Origin of the sequence: Bartonella sp. WD16.2 (assembly GCF_002022505.1) — a bacterium.
Classification (GTDB): domain Bacteria; phylum Pseudomonadota; class Alphaproteobacteria; order Rhizobiales; family Rhizobiaceae; genus Bartonella.
Genome location: NZ_CP019781.1, coordinates 540,090 through 562,697 on the forward strand (window position 1 = coordinate 540,090; position 22,608 = coordinate 562,697).

Sequence of the window (22,608 nt, forward strand, 5' to 3'; positions counted from 1 at the left end):
GGTTATGCCATCTTTTACACCCAGCCTTGAAGAGGTTTTGCATCGTGCATTAACAATTGCTGCTCAAGCGCAGCATGAATATGCAACATTAGAGCATCTTTTACTTGCTTTATTAGATGATGTTGATGCAAGTTCAGTGATCCATGCGTGTCAGGTCGATTTAGAAAAGTTACGGGAGCGTTTGACTAATTATATCCAATCGGAGTTGGATGTACAAATCAAAACCAATAAAGATACAAAACCAACAGCATTTTTTCAGCGTGTTATTCAACGCGCGGTGATTCATGCTCAATCAGCGGGAAAAGATGAAGTGTCGGGGGCAAATGTTCTTGTTGCAATTTTTTCTGAACGTGAAAGTCATGCAGCATATTTTCTTCAAGAAATGGGAATGACGCGCTATGATGCTGTGCGTTTCATTTCACATGGTGCTATACGTGATGATGAGTTGTCTCTATTACTTGAGGATCTTGAAGAACAGTTAGATCAGCATGTTTTGGAAAACAATGACAAAGTAGCAAGTGCACTTGCTACTTATTGTGTTAATTTGAATTGTAAAGCGCGCAATGGAAAAATTGATTTATTAATTGGTCGTGACACAGAGATTTCACGAATAATGCAGGTTTTATGTCGAAGGTCAAAAAATAATCCACTGTTAGTTGGTGAACCTGGTGTTGGAAAAACGGCCATAGTTGAGGGGTTGGCTAGACGCATCGTTGATGAAAAAGTGCCCGAGATTTTGTTGAATGCAACAATATTTTCTCTTGATATGGGGGGGCTTGTTGCTGGCACACGCTATCGTGGTGATTTTGAAGAGCGGTTAAAGAGAATTGTTAAAGAATTAGCACAGTATCCGGGTGCTATTTTATTTATTGATGAAATTCATACATTGGTTGGTGCAGGAGCTACGTCTGGGGGTATATGGATGCAGCAAATCTTTTAAAACCTGCATTATCTTCAGGTATGATTCGATGTATTGGTTCGACAACTTATAGAGAATATCGAAAAATTTTTGAACTCGATCGAGCTTTGACGCGTCGTTTTCAGAAAATTAGTGTTAATGAGCCATCTGTCGCTGATGCGATTAAAATTTTGCAAGGACTAAAACCTTATTTTGAAGAATTTCACCAAATTAAATATACTGATGCAGCAATGGTAGCATCAGTAGAGTTATCTTCACGTTATATAGCTGACCGTCGATTGCCGGATAAAGCAATTGATGTTATTGATGAAAGTGGTGCTGTACAGATGCTTTTGCCAAAAAAACAAAGAAGAAAAAGCGTAGGTGTTAAAGAAATTGAATCTACAGTTGCAGCTATAGCAAAAATTCCGTCAAAAACAGTTTCTAATGATGATCGTAAAATCCTTGAAAAGCTTGAGAAAGAACTCAAGCATGTTGTTTACGGACAAGATCAAGCGATTGGAATGCTTGTATCGTCCATAAAGCTAGCACGAGCAGGATTGCGTGAATCAGAAAAACCGATAGGAAGTTATTTATTTTCGGGACCAACAGGTGTTGGGAAAACTGAAATTGCGAAACAACTGGCATCTTCTTTAGGGATTAAGTTGTTGCGTTTTGATATGTCGGAATATATGGAACGGCATACAGTAGCACGTTTGATAGGAGCTCCTCCGGGCTATGTAGGGTTTGATCAAGGTGGTCTTCTCACAGATGCTGTTGATCAGAATCCTTATGCTGTTGTATTGTTAGATGAGATCGAAAAGGCTCATCCAGAATTATTTAATATTTTATTGCAGGTGATGGATTATGGTAAATTAACAGACCATAACGGTAGAAAAATTGATTTCCGCAATGTCATTTTAATTATGACAACCAATGCTGGCGCTTCGGATATGGCAAAATCAGCTGTTGGATTTGGTAAAGTACACCGTGATGGTGATGATATAGAAGCTATCAACCGATTATTTACACCAGAATTTCGTAATCGGTTAGATGCTATTGTTCCATTTGCACCTTTATCTCGATTAGCAATCAGTCAAATTGTGCAGAAGTTTATTTTCCAACTTGAAGCACAATTGGTTGATAAAGAAATCACTTTTGAATTCAGCGAGTCTGCAATGGTATGGCTTGCTCGTAAAGGGTATGATACTCAAATGGGAGCACGTCCGTTGAGTCGTATCATACAAGAACATATTAAAAAGCCGTTAGCTGATGAAATTTTATTTGGAAAGTTGCGTACTGGTGGTATGGTTCGCGTATTTACGCATAAATTAAGTGGTGATAGAGAAAAATTAGAATTAGAAATTTTATCTTCTGACCCTTCTGTTGGCTCAAATGGTAATAAAGCTCACAAGGGTTTATTGAATTCTGCAAGATATGTGAGAAAAAAGAGTTCTACGACTTAAAGCCATTTTTAAAGAACTGATCGGATTTTTTGTGCATGTTCTTTGAGTATTTCTGTAGGCGTTATGACATCATTATGGAGTTTAAGTTCTACTCCTTCCATCCGCGGTATAATATGGAAATGAAGATGATAAACGGTTTGTTGACTAGCTGCTTCATTAAATTGCATGACTGTGATACCATCCGCTTGAAAAGCTATTTTAACAGCATTAGCAATTTTTTGAACAACTTTAATGACTGAAAACAATATTTCCGTATCTGCATCTAATAAATTTCTACAGCTTTTTCGGGGAATAACTAATGTATGTCCTGGAGCTTGGGGCATGATATCCATAAACGCAATAACATCATTATCTTCATAGACACGAACGGAAGGAATTTCGTTACGAATCAACTTAGCAAAAATATTATTATTATCATACACTTGTTTCATAAAGCATTTTCTTTCAGTAGTATTTATCTAGAAATAGAATTAATTTACATTGTTTTTTTAAGATTAAAAAATATAAACTGCAATAAGCAATTTGTAATATTCGATTTTTGCGCAGATATTGATATTTATGAAAATGCTAGATTTCTATAATAGCTTCTACTTCTACAGGAACTCCCATAGGGAGAGTGCAGACCCCGACAGCAGAACGAGCATGTTTACCCACTTCACCGAGAATATTGACAAATAGATCAGAAGCTCCATTAGCGACAAGAGGTATATCAGTAAAATTAGGATCTGCTGCAACAAAGACGGTGATTTTTATTATACGTTTTATTTTAGTTAAATCACCAAGGGTTAATTTTATTTGTGCAAGGATATTAAGAGCACATACTTCTGCTGATTTTTTTGCTTGTTCAGCACTGACAGTTGCACCAACTTTTCCGATTGTTACTGGTTTTCCACAAGACAGTGGTAACTGACCAGAAATGAAAAGTTGATTACCAATTTGTGATGTTGGTATGTAATTTGCAATGGGTTGTGTTGCTTCAGGAATAACAATACCAAACTTTTTTAAACGACTTTCAATTGAGTTGGTCATATTTTAACTTCCCTGTTTTCTATGATATAGTGTATCTCATAAACTATTTTCTAGTTTAAAGAAATGTATTGAAATGATTTAAGGGGAGTTTTTTAATTTTTTATATGATTGTGTGCAGAATAAAAAATTGGAAGTCAAAAATAATCAAGCTATTATTTATGATAGGTTTATACAATGTTCTCCTATGTTCCGCAGGAGCTGAAGAGCCTATTTTTTAGTGCCTCATCGAGCTGTTTATGATTTCCAGCTTGAAAGTGTTTCTAATGAAATGTCGATCCTAGGAGTTTCTGGGCGGATGGTTTATGAGCTTACAGGCTCAACATGTCAGGGTTATACCACAAGGTCCCGCTTTGTGAACCGTATTTATATGAAAGATGCACCAATACGTTTAACGGATCAACAAATAACTAGTTATGAAACAGGTAATAGTCATGAATTCCATTTTAATGTTCAAAATAAAATTGGAGAAGAGGTTTCAGATAATATCGAAGGGGTGGCTGAGCGTACTAAAGATGGAATTATAGTTAAATTAAAAAAGCCAAAAGAGGATGTTTATAAACTTACGACAGCTGAATTTCCAATTATGCAATTGAAAACTATTATTCAGCAGGCAAAAGCAGCTCGTCATTTTTATCACACAGCTGTATTTGATGGAACAGACAATGCAAATGAAGTGATAAAAGAAAGTATAGTTATTGGAGACAAAAAGAGGTTAATATCTGATTCTGAAACGAAAAAATTAGGAAAATTAAGTGAGGAGAGTCATTGGCCTGTTACAATTTCTTATTTTGATGATACAAAAAATAAAGATGGTTTACCTCTTTATCGTACCAGCTTTCTTTTATATGAAAATGGTGTTATGCGAGACCTGCTTATAGATTATGGGGATTTTTCGATACGCGCAAAATTGAAAAATTTTAAACTACTCGATTTTGAAAAGAATTCTGATATTTGCAAGCATTAAATGATTGTGCAGAAAATGACTTGAAAAAAAGTCAAATGTTAGTATGATATTTTTATTCCACACGCGGAATTCGGGTACTTGTAGAAAAAATTATTCAAGTGTCCACCGGTAGTAAATCTTTTTACTTTTTTCGCGGAGGTTAAACCGGAAAGGATAAAATTGTGGCATTACCAGATTTTACAATGCGCCAGCTTTTAGAAGCAGGTGTGCATTTTGGGCACCAGACACAGCGCTGGAATCCGAAAATGGCTCCCTATATTTATGGGGAGCGTAATAATATTCATATTATTGATCTTGCTCAGACTGTTCCGCTCTTGTATCAGGCGCTTAAACTTGTTTCAGATACGGTTGCACACGGGGGTCGTGTTTTATTTGTTGGCACCAAACGACAGGCATCTGATATTATTGCTGATGCAGCTAGTCGGTCAGCCCAATATTATGTTAACGCGCGTTGGCTTGGCGGTATGCTAACAAATTGGAAAACAATTTCTAATTCAATACACCGTTTACGTAAACTTGATAAAATTCTGACCGCTGAAGCGCAAGGCTTTACTAAAAAAGAACGGTTAAATCTTGAACGTGATTGTGAGAAATTGAATCGTGCGCTGGGCGGTATTAAGGATATGGGGTCTGTTCCGGATCTTATGTTTATTATTGATACAAATAAAGAAAATATTGCTATTCAAGAAGCAAAGCGTTTAGGTGTTCCTGTGATTGCTATTATTGATACAAATTGTGATCCTGATGGTATTGATTATCCGATTCCAGGTAATGATGATGCTTCGCGTGCAATTTCTCTTTACTGTGATCTTGTTGCACGTGCTGCTCTTGATGGTATTGCTCGTCAGCAAGGTGCGATGAATATTGATATAGGAGCTCAGGCTGATATGCCTGTGGAGCCTGTTTTGGAAGATGCGGTTTCTTCGGTTGTGGAATCTTGATTTGAAAATGCCTGTTGAGGCATTTATTTTCTAAACGAAAGAGGTTGAAGCGTGCAGAGGGTTTTGTCTATGCGCGCTTTTGCCGTTATAAGATAAAGAGGCTTAATATGAGCATTACTGCTTTACAAGTAAAAGAACTTCGCGAACTATCAGGGGCTGGTATGATGGATTGCAAAACAGCTCTGGCGGAAACTAATGGTGATATGGAGGCTGCGGTTGATTGGCTCCGTAAAAAGGGAATAGCTAAAGCAGATAAGAAAGCTGGGCGTACAGCAGCTGAGGGGTTGATCGGTGCGATATCTAAGGGGTTAAGTGCTGTTTTGGTTGAAGTGAATTCTGAGACAGATTTTGTTGCGCGTAATGATGCTTTTCAGGAAATTGTGCGTAATGTAGCAGTTGCTGCTTTGGATACTCAGGGTAGTGTTGAATCTGTGTCTGCATCTATTTATCCAGGCTCTGAAAAGACTATAGATGCAACAATTAAAGATGCAATCGGCACAATTGGTGAGAATATGACGTTGCGTCGTTCGGTTAAACTGTCTGTTAAAGATGGTGTTGTTGCTACTTATATTCATAATAGTGTGGCTGATGGTCTTGGCAAACTTGGAGTTATCGTTGCTATTGAAACTTCTGGAGATAAAGATGCTGCTGTTGCTTTTGGTCGTCAGGTTGCAATGCATATTGCTGCAACCAGTCCATTAGCGTTAACAGCAAAGGATGTTGATGTTAACGCTATTGAGCGTGAAAAAGCAATTTTTTCAGATCAAGCACGTCAATCTGGAAAGCCTGAAAATATTATTGAAAAAATGGTAGAAGGGCGTATGCGTAAATTTTACGAAGAGGTTGTTTTGCTTTCTCAAGCCTTTGTTATGAATCCTGATGTTACTGTTGAAGCTGCTTTGAGGGATGCTGAAAAATCAATTGGGGCACCAGCAGCGATCACTGGTTTTATTCGTTTTGCATTAGGTGATGGTGTGGAAAAAGAAGAAACTGATTTTGCTGCGGAAGTTGCGGCTGCAGCAAAGAGCTAATTGTTTTTGTAAAATTGTTGGGCAAAAGCCAAAAATTTATACTATTAATATGAAAAAGTATAGCTAATTTAAAGGGCATCACGTGACAAGGTGGTGCCCTTAGTGTATCGAAAGTAGAGAAAATAAATGTGCTCTTTAGGAGATCATGGATGACGTTAGCTTTTCGATATAAACGTATTCTATTAAAAGTGTCTGGTGAAGCACTTATGGGGGGGCAAAGTTTTGGAATTGATGTATCAGTTGCGGATCGTATTGCTTCCGATATTGCTGAAGTACGGGCAATGGGTGTGGAAGTCGCTATTGTTATAGGTGGTGGTAATATTTTTCGTGGGGTTGCTGTTGCTTCGCGGGGTGGGGATCGTGTAACTGGAGACCATATGGGAATGCTTGCTACAGCTATTAATTCTTTAGCTTTACGTACATCATTAACGAAATTGGGGGTCGAAACGGTTGTACTGTCTGCGATTGCGATGCCGCAAATTTGTGAAAGTTTTTCGCAGCGTAAGGCAATAAGCTATATGAATCAGGGGAAAGTCGTTATTTTTGCTGGTGGTACAGGTAATCCATTTTTTACTACTGATTCTGCTGCTACTTTGCGCGCGGCAGAAATTGGGGCAGATGTCTTATTGAAAGGAACGCAAGTGGATGGCATTTATGCTGCTGATCCAAAGATAGATCCTACGGCTAAGCGTTTTGATCAATTAACATACGTTGAAATTTTACAATGGGGATTGTCTGTTATGGATACGACAGCGGTAACTTTAGCGCGTGAAAATAATGTACCGATTATTGTTTATTCTATTCATGAAGAAGGTGGTTTGGTTAAGGTATTGAATGGAACGGGTCGATTTACAATAGTATCGGAATAAAATAATTTTCAGGGCGTAATTAAAGGAGATAGAAATATGAATGTTACATCGATGATGGATGATCTGAAGCGTCGCATGGATGGTGCAGTTTCAGCTTTTAAACACGAATTGAGCGGTTTGCGAACTGGGCGAGCTTCAGCTAGTTTATTGGAGCCATTAACAGTTGAAGCTTATGGTTCTACTGTACCTATACAACAGGTTGCCAATATTTCTGTTCCAGAGCCACGTATGCTTTCAGTTTCTGTATGGGATAAAACGATGGTAGGGGCTGTGGAGCGCGCTATTCGCGATTCTGGCTTTGGTTTCAATCCCATTACAGATGGTGTGAATTTGCGTATTCCTATACCTGAATTAAATGAAGAACGCCGTAAGGAGCTAGTAAAAATTGCACATCAATATGCAGAACAAGCTCGTGTTGCCACTCGTCATATTCGTCGTGACGGTATGGATAATTTGAAAAAATTAGAAAAGGAAGGTGAAATTAGCCAAGATGAATCCCGTAATTTATCTGAAAAAGTTCAAAAACTTACAGATGAAACCATTACAGATATCGATAAGATTTTGAGTGTGAAAGAAACAGATATTATGCAAGTTTAATTTATTTTTGTTTAAAAAATAATGTTATATTTGTATTATACTGTCATTATTGTGAATGGAAAAGGATTGATGGGCACGTATAACAATTAACTTTGATAACAAAACATCAAAAATAGACGTTCTTTATTGTATTGTATGCCATGCAAGAAGAGTGGGTTTGAAATCGTTGGTAGTTTTTGTGTTTTTATCTGAAAATTAACTAAGGCGATTTTTTGCTAACTAAATTCTGAATGGGATTATTAAAGATTTTTATTAAGTATGATCTTATTGATCTGCATAATAAGAAATGTTCGTGCTTATATTGTGGGTAATCGATTAAGTTTTTCGTAAGGTATTTTAGAAGTGCTTGTGAATACAGAGTATACAACACAAGATTAAAGATCTAAATCTTATCGTTACTTTTAAACGGGGAGTACAATAAATGAGTTAAACACTCTGTTATCTCGTCTAGATTAGTTTCTGATGTTTTTCTATCTTCTGAGTAAGTACAGATGGTTTCGGCAGAAAAATGATCTGGATACGAAACAGATGTTGGGTCCTGATTAATTATTTGCAAAAGTAGTGAATAGCAATTTTCTAATTTTTTGTATCAGGCAGTACGTTCTGAATTGTATTTTTATTTTTAGTTTTGTTTTAATAAACAAACTTTTGAGGCGACTGTAACTTAAGATTATTAGTTTCGTGGGCACTACTTTTAAATAATTTGTAATCAGTGTCGGTAAAACTTAAAAAAATATGAATATATACATATCGCATGGGTAGAATTTTTGCTCATGTTGGTTTTTGTTTTATACCTTTTTTGGATTCTTTGGAGATCGTTTTGTCTAATCTTGTTTCTCGTATTCTGACAGCTTTTGTTTTTGGCACTATTGCTTTGTGCTTAACATGGTTTGGAGGGGCGGTATTTTTTTATTTGTGTGGGGAATTGGAGGCTTCATTCTTTATGAATGGGTTAATATTACTGAAGAAAAATGGAGCACTTCACAAAAAATATTAGCCGGTTTTTTTTATTTGGTTTTTGGTTTATTTTTAATTTTAAGTGCACCTGCTTTATTGATTTTTGGCGTTTTGGTAGTTTTTGCAGCGCTGTTAAGTATTGGATCTCTTAAGAGTATTTGTTGGGTTTTTTGTGGTTTTTTGTATGCATCTGTTCCTGTGGTGGCTCTATCCTTTTTACGAGGTTATGAAGCATTAGGATTTTGGGTAGTTATTTTTTTATTTGTGGTCGTATGGGGAACAGATATTATTGCGTATTTTGGAGGTCGTGCGTTTCGTGGTCCGAAATTAGCGTCGCGGTTTTCACCTAATAAAACATGGTCAGGAGCGGTTAGTGGTACGCTTGCCGGAATTTTGGGGGGTATATTAGTTGCTTTTTGGGCCTTTGACAAAAGCCCAATAATTTTTTTTATACCATTACTTGCTTTAATTTTATCAATTGTTTCACAAATAAGTGATTTAGGGCAATCATGGCTGAAAAGGCGATTTTCTATTAAAGACTCTAGTTCTTTATTACCTGGACATGGTGGATTTATGGATCGTATGGATGGTTTAGTTGGTGCCGCTTTTTTTCTGTATATCATTGGTTCATTTATGTCTGGTATGAACACACCTTTTAATTTCTTTTGTATAATTTAAATTGGGGGAGGGTATTTTGGAATTTTTTCATCATATTATATCTAGTGTAGGTGATTTGTTTTTAAGGGGGGTAGGTATTGTTTTCGTTATTGTAGTTATCATTTTTGTACATGAAATAGGACATTATCTTATTGGACGATGGTGCGGTATTAGGGTATCAATTTTTTCGCTTGGGTTTGGGCCACAAATATTCAGTTATACAGATAAACATGGCACACAGTGGCGTTTAGCACTTATTCTCTTGGGAGGATATGTGAAATTTGTAGGGGATAAAGATGGGACAAGTGTGCTATCATCACAATCGTTTCCACAAGTACATGGTTCATTTGCGAGTGCTCATGCATGGAAAAGAGCAGCAACTGTTTTTGCAGGTCCCTTATTTAATATTCTTTTTAGTATTATTGTTTTAACATTTTTTTTCTTTTCTTATGGGCGCGTCGTTATTGAACCTATTGTTGGTTCATTGGTGGAAAATGCTCCCGCTATTCAAGCGGGTTTGGTATTAGGTGATCGTTTTATTGAAATGGATGGTCAGCGGGTTGAAAGTTTTGAAGATTTAATAACTTATGTGACTTTTCATAGTGAAGATCCCATAGAGTTTAAATTAGAACGTATGGGGCAGGTGTTTAAGACAGTTATTACACCAACGGTAACTGAAAGGGATGATGGATTTGGTAATCGGATCCGGGTTGGCATGATCGGTGTGGGAGCACCTATTGATCCAGTTAATCCTACGCGTTTGGATCAAGCTTATGAGAAACATATTCGTTATAATCTTTTGGGAGCAGTAAGAGAGGCATCAAAGCGCGCGGCATTTATTATTACTCAAACAGTTTTTTTTGTTAGTCGTTTAATGGAGGGGCGAGAAGATCGTTGCCAGTTAAGTGGCCCTTCTAAGACTGTTAAGATTGCTTGGCAGATTAGTGATTCAGGATTTATCTCTCTTTTGAATTTTGCAGCTTTTCTATCAATTGGCATTGGCCTAATTAACCTTTTTCCAATTCCTCCACTTGATGGTGGGCATTTATTATTTTATGTAATTGAGACTGTTGCCGGAAGGCAAGTGCCAATTAAAATTCAGGAAATTATTTTCCATATAGGTTTCTTTGTTGTTTTCCTGTTTATGATTTTTGCACTATTTAATGATTATTTTTGTTGGTTTGGTTATTAATTATAGAAAATGCTTTGTAAATTAGATAATGGTGAAAAAATGGAGATTAAAAGCTGTTTGCCATATCCATAGATTTACTATATCTGCGAAATATTATGGCATTATATGCTATAGTCAGAAAAAAATAAATGGATGGAACATGAGAGTCTCGTTGAATAAAAAATTGTTTTATACATATTTTTTGAGATATCATGTTTAAAGAAAAAGATTAAGGTAAAGAAACTAATGACTACAAATTCGAAACTTCTTAGCGCAGCATCTATGTTGGTGTTAGCTATAGTTTTAGTTGCTTCAACAGTAGCCGTTACGTCAATTTTGGTGGTTGAAAAAGCACAAGCATCTGTCATTCATTCTATTGAAGTTCATGGTAATAAATTTGTGGATGCTCAGATAATTCGGGATAACATACAAATTGTAATTGGAAGAAGTTTAGCGAGTGACGATATTGATGCTGCAGTGAAACGTCTTTTTGCGTTAGGTTTGTTCTATGATATTAAAATAAATCAGGTAGGCAATAAGCTGATTGTTACAGTTAAAGAATATGAAGTAGTTAATCAGGTATTGTTTCAAGGGAATAGAACACTCAAAGATTCTGATCTTAAACGTTTTATTTCTTTGAAACCGAATGAAACTTTTAGTTCTGCTAAGCTTTCAGCTGATATAAGGATAATTCGGGAAGCTTATAGTACTGTTGGTCGAAAAAATGTTGCTGTCACAGCTCAGACTATTGATTTAGGGAAAGGGCGTGTGAATGTAGTTTTCAACGTTGTTGAAGGTCAGAAAACGAAAATTGCCGATATTACATTTGAAGGGAATAATGCATTTGCAACGCGCCGCTTACGCGATGTTATTTCAACAAGACCTTCAGGAATATTCTCATTATTGATGAGAGGTGATGTTTATAATGAAGAGCGTTTGGCTGCAGATGAAGAGGCATTACGTCGTTTTTATTATAATCGTGGTTATGCAGATTTTCGGATTGTTTCATCTAAAGTAGTTTTTGATGAAAAGAGTAATAGTTATAAAATTAATTTCGTTCTTGATGAAGGGGAACGTTATAAAATTGGTGATGTTCAGGTTGAAAGTGATATTGAGGGAATTAATACCCAATTCATAAAAGAAGCACTTAAAACCCGTCCAGGTATTATTTATAGTGCAGCATATGTTGAAAAATCTGTTGCAATTATTAATAATAAAGTTGCTGATTCTGGGTATGCGTTTGCTAAAGTTGATCCACGAGGAAATCGTGATTTTACAAATCGTACAATCTCAATTGTTTATAATATTGAACAGGGGCCGCGGGTTTATGTTCAGCGAATTGAAATACGTGGTAATGAAAAAACTCGAGATTATGTTATTCGTCGTGAAATTGATTTAAATGAGGGGGATGCCTATAATCAAACATTAGTGCAACGGGCAAAGCGTCGACTAGAAAATTTAGGCTTTTTCAAAGCGGTTAATATTTCGATGGTTCCAACTGATGAATCTGATCAGGTTGTATTGATTGTAGATGTCTTAGAGGTTCCGACAGGAGATCTTTCTTTCTCAGGTGGTTATACAACAGGGGGTAATACTCCAGGTATGTCTCTTGAGGTTTCTGTTACCGAGCGTAACCTTGGTGGACGTGGTCAATATGTTCGATTGAGTTTGGGCGCTGGACAAGAGAAGTCTCGTAATTATAATTTTTCGTTTGTTGAGCCTCATTTCTTAGGCTATCGTTTGTCTGCTGGTGTTGATATTTTCCGCAGTACTTATCGTGCTGATAATGCATACGATGTACGACAAACAGGGGGATCGCTCCGGTTTGGTGTATCAATTTTTGAACAATTATCTGCCAATTTAGGTTATTCTTATGTGCAGGAAGAATATGATTTTGGTAAAGGTTATGATTTAACTAATGATGATGTCATAAGAGAATTATATGGAAAATATTCTGGTGCGATTGTTCAAGCTGCAAAACATAGCCCTTGGAGGCGCTCGTCCATTGTTTATGGTCTGACCTATAATTCTATTGATGATATGAATAATCCGCATGATGGTTTATACATTCGTGCTACGCAGGAATATGCAGGGCTGGGTGGAAACGCTCAATTCTTAAAAACGACTGGTAAGGCAATGATGTACAAGACACTTTCTGATGAGATGGATCTTGTTAGTTTGCTTTCTGTTGGTAGTGGTTATATCCACGCAATAGGTAAAGATGGTGTCCGTATCTTTGATATGTTTAAAAGCGGTACTGATATGATTCGAGGGTTCAAATATAACGGAATTGGTCCTCGTCAGGTTTCTAATAGTGGTGAAGCATATTTCTTAGGTGGTAAAACATATATGAATGCAACTGCTGAATTACAGTTTCCTATACCTATTGTACCTGAAAGTTTAGGCTTTCGTGGTGCTGTATTTGCAGATGCTGCAACGCTCTATGGCCATAATTATAAACCTGTTCTTCAAAATGAAATGCCGGTTACAGATACAGGGAGTGCATGGCGTACGTCTGCGGGTGTTAGTTTGATGTGGGAATCTCCATTTGGTCCTCTTCGTGTTAATTATGCTTGGCCAATAACTCAGCAAAAAGGTGATCAAGTGCAGAAATTTGAGTTTGGTATTTCTACTAAGTTCTAATTTGAATTTTCTCTGGGAGGAGGGGAAATTTCAGTAAAAAATAAATAGGCTAGGAAAGAGTGTTTGTAGATGGCGGGTGCATTTTTTTTACGCCCTCTCGGCGGTTGACAGTCGCTGATGTTGCAGAGCTGACAGGTGCAAAACTTCTTAATCCAGAGTTTTCTAATACAGTTATAAATACCCTTTCTTCTATTGAAAGTGCTGAGGAAGGTTCTCTTGTTTTTATAGAGAATCAAAAATTTTCTGATACTTTATTAAGAAGTTCTGCAGTTGCTGTTTTTTGTACAAATGATATTGCTTTTAAAATTCCTAAATCTATTGCAGTTTTGGTGACATCAACGCCGCAACGTGATTTTGCTCAGATTGGACGCATTTTATTTCCTGATTCTGTTAAGCCAGTACCTTGGTTTGGCAAAAAAGAAATTTCACCACATGCACATATTCATCCAAGTGCTAAACTTGAACATGATGTGTGTATTGAAGCGGGGGCTGTTATTGGTAAAAATGTTGAAATTGGTTCAGGTACACTTGTTTCATCAACTGCTGTTATTGGAGAAAATTGCTGTATTGGACGTGAATGTTATATTGCTCCTAAAGTTACAGTTCAATACTCTTTAATAGGTGATAGAGTTTATCTTTATCCTGGTGTTTGTGTTGGGCAGGATGGTTTTGGCTATGTTAATGGTGTTGCTGGAATTGAAAAAATTCCACATCTTGGTCGTGTGATCATTCAAGATGGTGTAGAAATTGGTGCAAATACGACGATTGATCGCGGAACACTCGAAGATACAATTATCGGTGAGGGAAGCAAAATCGATAATCTAGTACAAATTGCTCATAATGTAAAAATTGGTCGTTATTGCCTTATTGCTGCTCAATGTGGAATTGCTGGAAGTACATCTATAGGTGATATGTCTCGGCTTGGTGGAAGTGTTGGAGTCGCAGATCATATTGCGATAGGTGAATGTGTTCAAATTGCTGCTGGCAGTGGCGTTATGAATGATATTCCAGATGGTGAAAAATGGGGTGGCATTCCAGCACGACCATTTAAACAGTGGTTTCGTGAAGTGGCGGCACTGCGTAGTATTGGTAAAGTCAAAAGGGAGAAACGTTGATATGATCAACACGGGAGAGATCAAAAGTCTAGAAACTGTAGATATTGATAAATTATTGTCAATACTACCGCATCGTTATCCGTTTCTGTTGATTGATCGTATCATTGAAATTGATGGCGATCAAAAAGCTATTGGTATTAAAAATGTGACAATTAATGAACCCTATTTTATGGGGCATTTTCCTGAAAAACCAGTTATGCCTGGTGTGTTAATTTTAGAAGCTATGGCGCAGACAGCAGGAGCTATTTCACTTTTAAAATTAGATGATAAAAAAACAGGCTTAGTTTACCTTATGACTGTTGATAATGCAAAATTTCGTAAACCAGTTGTACCTGGTGATCAATTAAAGCTTCATGTTCAACTGTTAAAAAAGCGATCCGGTGTTAGACGTTTTTCATGTGTTGCAGAAGTAGAGGGTATTTGCGTTTCTGAAGCGGAAGTTTCTGCAATGATTGTCGAATCAGAGCAAACAGTGAAATAGGAATTTAAAAATGTCTGGTACAAAAATTCATCCGACTGCCTTTGTAGAGGAGGGAGCACAGCTTGGTGAGAATGTGTTAATTGGACCATTTTGTCATATTGGTCCCAAAGCTGTTATCGGCGATGGATGCAATTTAATGAGTCACGTTGTAGTAATGGGAAAAACAACGTTGGGGGCCAATAGTAAAGTATTTCCACATGCAATTTTAGGTGCAGATCCACAAAATAATAAACATAAAGGTGGTGATACAACGCTTTCTATTGGTAGAAATTGCACGATTCGTGAAGGTGTAACAATGCACAGGGGGTCCGATTCAAGTATAGGTACCACGATTGTTGGTAATGATTGTCAATTTTTGCTTATGCGCATGTTGCACATGATTGTCATGTAGGAAATTGTGTAACATTTGCAAATAATGCAATGATTGGTGGTCACGTTACAGTTGGCGATTATGTTATTATCGGTGGTGGTTCTGGTGTTCATCAATTTGTTCGTATTGGGCATCATGCATTTATTGGTGGTGTATCTGCATTGGTTGGTGATCTAATTCCCTATGGGATGGCTGTTGGCGTGCAAGCAAAATTTTCGGGGTTAAATATTATCGGTATGAAACGCGCTGGTTTTAAACGTAAAGAAATTCATACATTACGTCATGCAGTTAATATGCTTTTTGATCATTATAAACCGCTTAAAGAACGCGTAAATGATGTTTTTTCTTCTTATTCTACATTTCAATCTGTAGTTGATATAGTTAATTTTATTCAAGAAGGAGGAAAGCGCTTTTATTGTACACCTCGATTTGAAAGTGATACAATGCGCTCAGATAAGAGTTAAAAATGTCTTTTTCCGGTAACAGAAGTTTTCTTTCCGGTAGAGTTGCCATTATAGCGGGAAATGGTATTTTACCCGTTACTGTTGCTCGGGCACTTGAAGAAAGTGGACAAAAGCCTTTTCTTGTACTTTTGCGTGGTGAAGCAGACGCTACATTATATAACTATGAACATTGCGAACTATCGATTGGAGAGTTAGCGCGGTTGTTTAAGGCTTTAAAAAAAGCTGCGATTTGCAATGTTATTTTGGCAGGTGGTGTAAAAAAGCGGCCGACTCTTTTACAATTACGACCTGATTGGACGATTTTATTGGCTTTACCTAAGTTGTTAAAGGTATTAGGGAGTGGGGATGATTCATTATTGAAAGCCTGTATACGAGTTATTGAAGCGCGTGGTTTTCAAGTTATTGGTGTTCATGAAGTGCTACCGGATCTATTAGCTCCGATAGAATTTAATTTAACATCGCGGCGTGCTACTCAAAACGAAAGTATGGATATTCGATTAGCGGCTAAGGCAACAAGGCTTTTAGGTCAACTAGATGTCGGACAAGGAGCTGTAGCTATTAATGGTCGAGTTGTTGCATTAGAGGGTGCAGAAGGAACCGATAATATGTTACGGCGAGTCTATGAAATGCGAGAAAGAAATCAAATTCCGTTGAAAGGTGGTGTTCTTGTCAAATCAGCAAAACCACAACAAGATCACCGGGTTGATTTGCCATCAATCGGGCCTACGACAGTAATTAATGTTGCAAAAAGTGGATTGGTTGGCATTGCAGTAGAGGCAAATAGAAGTCTGATATTGTCTTTAAGAGAAACAATAGAAGAAGCTAACAAACATTCGTTGTTTATAGAAACATTTGAAAAGTTTGATGATGAATGATCGTTCTTTTAAAATTGCTATTATTGCAGGCGAAGAATCTGGTGATTTACTCGGAGCAGATTTGATTTCTTCTTTATCTCATAAGATAGGGCGTAATATTCATTTGATTGGTGTGGGAGGGAGGCATTTAAAGGCACTAGGCTTAAAAAGTGTTTTTAATTCTGATGATCTTGCTTTAATAGGTTTGGGGGCAGTATTAAAAAAATTGCCAGTATTACTAATGCATATTCGCAATTTATCCGAATTTATTGCACAAGAACAACCTGATTGTTTAATTATTATTGATAGCCCTGATTTTACTCATCGTGTTGCAAAAAAAGTGCGCACTTTAGCGCCTTCTATTCCTATTATTAAATATGTTGCACCAACTGTTTGGGCATGGCGACCGGAACGTGCGAAAGCTATGCGCAAATTTGTTGATCATATTTTAGCAATTTTTCCTTTTGAAAAAAAGATTATGAGGGATTTAGAAGGGCCACCTACTACCTATGTTGGACATCGCCTTTTAACTTATCCACCGCTCTTGACTGTTCAATTAGAAAAAAAACGTTTGCCTTTTGAACAAGTATCATTACCTACAATGATTGTTTTGCCGGGATCACGTAGTTCTGAAATTCGTCATTTAATGCCTATTTTTGGAAGAACAGTGGAAATTATTAAACAACGTGTCCCTAATTTACGGATTGTTATATTGACTTTACCATGTTTGATGGATGAAATTCGTTTTTTAGTGCAAGATTGGAAAAACGAGGTCGAGATTGTTGCTGGTGAGAATGCAAAATGGCATGCTTTTACGGATGCTAGTGTTGCACTTGCAGCACTTGGGACGGTGTCCCTTGAATTAGCTTTAGCAAGAATTCCAATGGTACTTTGTTATAAACTTGACTATTTATCTAAATTATTCATTTTTCCAAAAATAACATTATGGAGTGCTGCTCTTCCAAATATTATTGCTGATAAACCTGTTGTTCCAGAATATTTCAATGAATTTTTACGACCTGGTACGTTAGCAAGACAGATAGAGCAACTTTTGTATAATCGTTTATTACGACAAGCGCAGTTAGATGCTTTTGATATGATAGAAGAGAGAATGAAAACCGAGTTGCCATCAGGAGTTATCGCGGCTCAAGTGATCATAAACTTTCTCAAGAAAAAATCGGAGCATTTAGAAGTATAGATAAAATAATGCTAATAATTAATGTTTAATTTTAGCAAGAAATTCACGAGCACGTTGGCTTTTAGGATTAGTAAAAAATATATTAGATGCTGTATCTTCAATAATTTTCCCGTTTTCTAAAAAAAGTATTCTTTCTGAAACTTCACGAGCGAAATTCATTTCATGGGTAACACAGAGCATCGTTATCCCTGTATTTGCTAGTTGAGCCATAACTTCTAAAATTTCTCCGACACTTTCTGGATCAAGAGCTGACGTTGGCTCATCGAAGAGCATCACTTTAGGTTCCATACAAAGTGCACGGGCAATAGCAACGCGTTGCTGTTGCCCACCAGATAATTGTAAAGGATATTTGTCACAATGCTTTTCAATACCAACGTCTGTAAGGTAACGAATTGCTCGTTCTTTTGCTTGTTTTTTTGAGAGTCCTTGAACTGTCATAGGTGCTAAAATACAATTTTGTATGACAGTCATATGAGGAAACAAGTTAAAGTTTTGAAAGACCATTCCTATTATACGTAGGACAGCTTTTTGTTGTTGTATGGGAGCAGTATGAATATCAACATCATGAATGTGGATTGACCCTTCTTGTGCCTTTTCCAATTGATTAATACAACGGATTAAAGTTGATTTTCCTGATCCAGAAGGGCCACAAATAACAATACGTTCACCAATCTCTACATGGAGATTGATGTCATGTAATACCTGAAAGGTTCCATACCATTTATTTAAATGCTGAATAGAAATAATTGGATTTTTAGCGGTATTTACAGGCTTATTATTTTTATTTTCCAGATTCATTTTGTTGTGTTCTCTTATTGATGAATTAATCAATTCATTTAGCATCTTAGTTAGGTGAAAATTTTGTGCCATGTCTCATTTAACGTAAATGTCGGGTTAGACGGCGTTCGATAAGAACAATAAAACCATAAATGAGCTCAACGATAAAAAGATAAATAATAGCAACCCAAACGTAAACTTGAAAATCAAATGTGCGTGCATAAATCAGCTTAGCAATACCCATTAAATCATAAATAGTTATTAATGAAGCTATAGCACTGGATTTAATTATTAAAATAAACTCATTTCCTAAAGGGCGCAATGCTAGAATCATTGCTTGAGGAATAAGAATTCTAAAAAATGTTGTAGAGTTACTCAACCCTAAAGCTTTTGATGCTTCATGTTGTCCAGTTGCTACAGATTGAAAACTTCCTATAAAGATTTTAGCCTGATAGGCAGCTGAATTGAGTGCAAAAATGAAAAGACAGCAATACCATGCATTTTGAAAAAACCACCATAAACCGATTTTTTGCCAAAAGTCGCTCATTGATCCAAGACCATAATAAAAGAGGAATAATTGCGCTAATAAAGGAGAACCACGGAAAAAATAGGTATAAGCACGTGATAAATATTGTAAGGGCTTGTTGCTTGATAAATGTGCAAGCGTAATAAGTATTCCGAGAAAAAAACCAATAAAGCAGGAAATAAAAGTCAGCTCAAGAGTAACAATAAGACCATCAATAAGTCTTGGGCTATAATAGCTTAAGAGTTTAGGATTGAAAAGAAAATGGAGCCACTCAGGAATCATCAGATTAGACCTTTTAGATAGGCTGTTTGAGTGTGTGTTTCTAAGTAACGTAAGAATGTAGAAGAAATTGCTGAAAATAATAAATAGAGTAAACACGCCACAAAATAAAAAAACATGGGTTTGTTAGTTGCAGCAACTGCTAAATTAGTTTGCCGCATTAGGTCGACCAGTGAAATGGTTGAAACAAGAGATGTATCTTTGAGCAAAGTAAGCCAAGTGTTAGAAAGCCCTGGTAAGGCATTGCGAATAAGCTGAGGAAAGACAATCCGAAAAAATGTAGTAGAACACGAAAAACCTAGAGCTTTAGCTGCTTCATATTGACCTTTATCAACAATTTTGAATGCTCCAAGCCAAACTTCACAAGAAAAAGCTGCAAAAACCATACTAAGTGCAAGAACACCGGCAGTAAAAGCGTTAATGCTAAATGTTGTTTCGATATTAAAATAGTCTAATATAGCTTGAATCAGATTTTGTAAGCCGTGGTACACAAGAAATAAGGTTAAAAGTTCTGGTAATCCACGGAATACTGATGAAAATAGAGTAGCTATAACTTTTAGTATCTTGATATTAGATTGAATCATTACTGCATTTAGAAGACCTAAAGGAAGGCCTAAAAGTACACTACATAAGGCTAATGACAGTGTTATTCCTGCACTAGAAAGTATAACCACACCCCACCCCCCATTGCTAAGTGATAGCAATGCCAAATTTTCGATCATTTTCGTGCTCCTAATAAAGGTATGGATAATTATTTTCTAGAAGTATAAATAGCGGATTCAATTTCCAGTTTTTAATAAATATCAACCTCAAAATATTTTTTTCTAATTTTGTCATATGTTCCATCCATACGGATTTTCTTTATAGCTTCATTGAACTTGTTTTTAAGGTCATCATTATTCTGACGTATGCCAATAGCAATAGGCAATTGTGTTTCTTCAATGCTTCCCAAAAGTCGGCAACATTCTTTACCTTCATTTTCAAGCCAGCTTAGTATTTGTAGTTTGTCAAGAATAACAACATCAAGGCGATGACTTAAAAGGTCACGATTTACTTCTATTGCTGTAGGATAAAGTTTAATATTCACTCCTTTAGAGGCATAATTATCTTCTGCATACATAGATTGTGTCGTATTTGATTGTACACCAAGATTTTTGCCTTTAAATGCTTCCACTGAGATTTCTTTAATGTGTGAATCTTTAGGAATAATTACAGCCAATGCTGTTCTATAGTAAGAATCTGTGAAGTCAATTTTTTGTAATCGCTCTTGTGTAGGAGCTAGGGATGCAATGATAGCATCATATTTTTTTGCAAGAAGACCGGGAATGATTCCATCAAAATCTTGAAGAATGATTGAACATTCAACTTCCATTTTTTCACAAAGTGCATAAGATATATCAATATCAAAACCCTGGAGTTTATTGTTTGAATCAATATAACTAAAGGGGGGATAAGAGCCTTCAGTTGCAATTTTCAGTATTTTAGCGTTTACTAATTGAGTAAATAGCGTTACACTTGCCATAAGAATTATTGCTAATAATTTCATTATGTTCTCCTGTTGAGTACCAGCAAGATGTCAAATCATCACATATTTTTATAATCTGTAAACTCTATTGAGAGCAATGCAAAAATTTATTGATATTTACTTTGCTAAGAGTATAAAATATTTTTCATGAGAGTTTTTATTTTCTCTTTTAAATATCAGTATGATAAAATACTTATTATAATAAATCTACTGTGGTACAAATTATTAATCTGAAGTAGTTAAACTCTATTATTTTATGACGCAGAGCGGATGTGATTTCAACAGCGGTATTATGCTTTTGCAAAAAGCTTTTTAAGCAAAATTTGTTAAATGTTTTGGCCTTAATGCTGTTTAAGCAATTATAAAATCTTTAAATATTCAAAAATAAAGCCTCAATGAATTGAGGCCTTAGTGATTGGTTTTTTTTATTTTTTTAAGTTTATCGATTGTTTAGAGCAACATATTTACGTGCGGCACAACCTGTATAAAGTTGACGCGGACGGCCAATTTTTTGCGCTGGATCTTCAATCATTTCTTTCCATTGCGCAACCCAACCGACACTACGTGCTAATGCAAAAAGAACAGTAAACATTTCGGTAGGGAAGCCTAAAGCTTTTAATGTAATTCCGGAATAGAAATCAACATTAGGATAAAGCTTTTTTTCAATAAAGTATTCATCATTCAGAGCAATTTTTTCAAGTTCCATAGCAATATCAAGCAGTGGATCATCTTGAATGTTTAATTCTTTTAAAACTTCATGACAGGTTTTTTGCATAAGTTTTGCACGAGGATCATAATTTTTATAGACTCGGTGGCCAAAGCCCATAAGGCGAAAAGGATCATTTTTATCTTTTGCACGTGCGATAAATTCAGGAATTTTTTCAATAGAACCTATTTCTTGTAACATTTTTAGGCATGCTTCGTTAGCACCACCATGAGCTGGTCCCCAAAGGCATGCAACACCTGCTGCAATACACGCAAACGGATTAGCTCCTGATGAACCTGCAAGACGTACGGTTGATGTGGATGCGTTTTGTTCATGATCTGCATGTAGAGTAAAGATTCGATCCATAGCTCGTGCAAGAACTGGATTAACTTTGTATTCTTCGCAAGGAACAGCAAAACACATGTGAAGGAAATTTGCAGCATAACCAAGATCATTACGTGGGTAAATGAAAGGTTGTCCAATGCTATATTTGTAAGCCATAGCAGCAAGAGTTGGAACTTTTGCGATAAGACGAATAGAAGCGATCATTCTTTGTTTTGCGTCTGTAATATCAATGGAGTCATGATAAAATGCAGACATGGCTCCAAGACAAGCGACCATAACTGCCATAGGATGAGAATCACGACGGAATCCGTGGAAAAAGCGTGAAAATTGTTCATGCACCATTGTATGGTGCATAATCCGGCGGTCAAAATCAGCTTTTTCTTGTTTAGTTGGTAATTCACCGTAAAGCAAAAGATAACATACTTCGAGGAAATCTCCGTTTTCAGCTAATTGGTCGATAGAATAACCATGATAAAGTAATACTCCTTCATCACCATCAATATAAGTGATTTTTGATTCACAAGAAGCGGTTGAGGTAAACCCAGGATCATAAGTAAAACTATCAGTTTCTTTATAAAGAGAAGTAATTTCAATTACATCAGGCCCAATGGTTCCTTTATGCACTGGCAATTCTATTTTTTTATCATTTACGATAATATATGCTTTATTCTCAGACATTAAATATTCCTTTCAGATCCTTCATCTCTTAAAGTCGAGACGCCGCTTTGTCGGATAAGGAGGTGTA

Annotated in this window: 17 protein-coding genes and 4 pseudogenes; 14 read left to right on the forward strand and 7 right to left on the reverse strand. The window is 36.4% G+C overall.

All coding sequences use genetic code 11. The annotated features are described in order from the left end of the window. The first annotated feature begins 4 nt into the window (after positions 1-4). Positions 5-2,364, forward strand: a pseudogene (gene clpA, locus BWD162_RS02040) (ATP-dependent Clp protease ATP-binding subunit ClpA). Between the two features lie 8 nt (positions 2,365-2,372). Here clpA and BWD162_RS02045 read toward each other — a convergent pair. Both BWD162_RS02045 and BWD162_RS02050 read right to left on the reverse strand, forming a co-directional pair. Next, complete coding sequence (locus tag BWD162_RS02045) at positions 2,373-2,795, reverse strand: HIT family protein (RefSeq protein WP_078705230.1); 423 nt, start codon at positions 2,793-2,795, stop codon at positions 2,373-2,375. Positions 2,796-2,931: 136 nt separating this feature from the next. Next, positions 2,932-3,393 (reverse strand): RidA family protein, encoded by a 462-nt coding sequence (locus tag BWD162_RS02050; protein WP_078705231.1) that lies wholly within the window; start codon positions 3,391-3,393, stop codon positions 2,932-2,934. A 140-nt stretch (positions 3,394-3,533) separates the two neighbouring features. On the opposite strand from BWD162_RS02050, the pseudogene BWD162_RS02055 reads away from it, so the two are divergent. From BWD162_RS02055 to lpxB, 13 genes and pseudogenes are all read left to right on the forward strand, one after another. Continuing rightward, positions 3,534-4,357: pseudogene (locus BWD162_RS02055) on the forward strand (cell envelope integrity EipB family protein). Between the two features lie 161 nt (positions 4,358-4,518). Further along, the gene (gene rpsB, locus BWD162_RS02060) at positions 4,519-5,298 is read left to right on the forward strand and encodes a 30S ribosomal protein S2 (RefSeq protein WP_078705232.1); all 780 of its coding nucleotides are present in this window, start codon (positions 4,519-4,521) and stop codon (positions 5,296-5,298) included. 107 nt (positions 5,299-5,405) lie between these two features. Then, entirely contained in the window at positions 5,406-6,329 is a 924-nt protein-coding gene (gene tsf, locus BWD162_RS02065) for a translation elongation factor Ts (RefSeq protein WP_078705233.1), read from the forward strand. A gap of 149 nt (positions 6,330-6,478) precedes the next feature. Beyond that, a complete protein-coding gene (gene pyrH / locus BWD162_RS02070; protein WP_078705234.1) occupies positions 6,479-7,198 on the forward strand; it encodes a UMP kinase in 720 nt (239 codons plus the stop codon). A 36-nt stretch (positions 7,199-7,234) separates the two neighbouring features. Further along, complete coding sequence (frr, locus tag BWD162_RS02075) at positions 7,235-7,795, forward strand: ribosome recycling factor (RefSeq protein WP_078705235.1); 561 nt, start codon at positions 7,235-7,237, stop codon at positions 7,793-7,795. A gap of 820 nt (positions 7,796-8,615) precedes the next feature. Continuing rightward, a pseudogene (locus tag BWD162_RS02080) lies at positions 8,616-9,430 on the forward strand (phosphatidate cytidylyltransferase). Positions 9,431-9,446: 16 nt separating this feature from the next. Then, the gene (rseP, locus tag BWD162_RS02085; RefSeq protein ID WP_078706115.1) at positions 9,447-10,601 is read left to right on the forward strand and encodes an RIP metalloprotease RseP; all 1,155 of its coding nucleotides are present in this window, start codon (positions 9,447-9,449) and stop codon (positions 10,599-10,601) included. A 225-nt stretch (positions 10,602-10,826) separates the two neighbouring features. After that, positions 10,827-13,223 carry an outer membrane protein assembly factor BamA gene (bamA, locus tag BWD162_RS02090; RefSeq protein ID WP_078705236.1) on the forward strand — a complete coding sequence of 799 codons (2,397 nt, stop codon included), beginning with the start codon at positions 10,827-10,829 and terminating at the stop codon, positions 13,221-13,223. Positions 13,224-13,282: 59 nt separating this feature from the next. Beyond that, entirely contained in the window at positions 13,283-14,338 is a 1,056-nt protein-coding gene (lpxD, locus tag BWD162_RS02095) for a UDP-3-O-(3-hydroxymyristoyl)glucosamine N-acyltransferase (RefSeq protein ID WP_236824125.1), read from the forward strand. Position 14,339: 1 nt separating this feature from the next. After that, positions 14,340-14,819: a 3-hydroxyacyl-ACP dehydratase FabZ gene (gene fabZ / locus BWD162_RS02100; protein ID WP_078705237.1), complete on the forward strand. Its 480-nt coding sequence runs from the start codon at positions 14,340-14,342 to the stop codon at positions 14,817-14,819. A 10-nt stretch (positions 14,820-14,829) separates the two neighbouring features. Next, positions 14,830-15,653 (forward strand): annotated as a pseudogene (gene lpxA / locus BWD162_RS02105) (acyl-ACP--UDP-N-acetylglucosamine O-acyltransferase). A gap of 2 nt (positions 15,654-15,655) precedes the next feature. Beyond that, a complete protein-coding gene (locus BWD162_RS02110) occupies positions 15,656-16,528 on the forward strand; it encodes an LpxI family protein (protein ID WP_078705238.1) in 873 nt (290 codons plus the stop codon). Continuing rightward, positions 16,521-17,705 (forward strand): lipid-A-disaccharide synthase, encoded by a 1,185-nt coding sequence (gene lpxB / locus BWD162_RS02115; RefSeq protein WP_078706117.1) that lies wholly within the window; start codon positions 16,521-16,523, stop codon positions 17,703-17,705. The genes BWD162_RS02110 and lpxB overlap by 8 nt, the downstream gene beginning before the upstream one ends. Positions 17,706-17,723: 18 nt before the next feature. Here the strand turns inward: lpxB and BWD162_RS02120 are convergent, their stop codons facing one another. From BWD162_RS02120 to gltA, 5 genes are all read right to left on the reverse strand, one after another. After that, positions 17,724-18,503: an amino acid ABC transporter ATP-binding protein gene (locus tag BWD162_RS02120; RefSeq protein WP_078705239.1), complete on the reverse strand. Its 780-nt coding sequence runs from the start codon at positions 18,501-18,503 to the stop codon at positions 17,724-17,726. A 79-nt stretch (positions 18,504-18,582) separates the two neighbouring features. After that, entirely contained in the window at positions 18,583-19,290 is a 708-nt protein-coding gene (locus BWD162_RS02125; protein ID WP_078705240.1) for an ABC transporter permease, read from the reverse strand. Next, complete coding sequence (locus tag BWD162_RS02130) at positions 19,290-20,009, reverse strand: ABC transporter permease (protein WP_078705241.1); 720 nt, start codon at positions 20,007-20,009, stop codon at positions 19,290-19,292. Before BWD162_RS02130 ends, BWD162_RS02125 begins: the two co-directional genes overlap by 1 nt. Positions 20,010-20,080: 71 nt before the next feature. Beyond that, positions 20,081-20,833, reverse strand: coding sequence for a transporter substrate-binding domain-containing protein (locus BWD162_RS02135; RefSeq protein ID WP_078705242.1), 753 nt, complete (start codon positions 20,831-20,833; stop codon positions 20,081-20,083). Positions 20,834-21,251: 418 nt separating this feature from the next. Then, positions 21,252-22,541 (reverse strand): citrate synthase, encoded by a 1,290-nt coding sequence (gltA, locus tag BWD162_RS02140; protein ID WP_078705243.1) that lies wholly within the window; start codon positions 22,539-22,541, stop codon positions 21,252-21,254. Between the last annotated feature and the right edge of the window lie 67 nt (positions 22,542-22,608).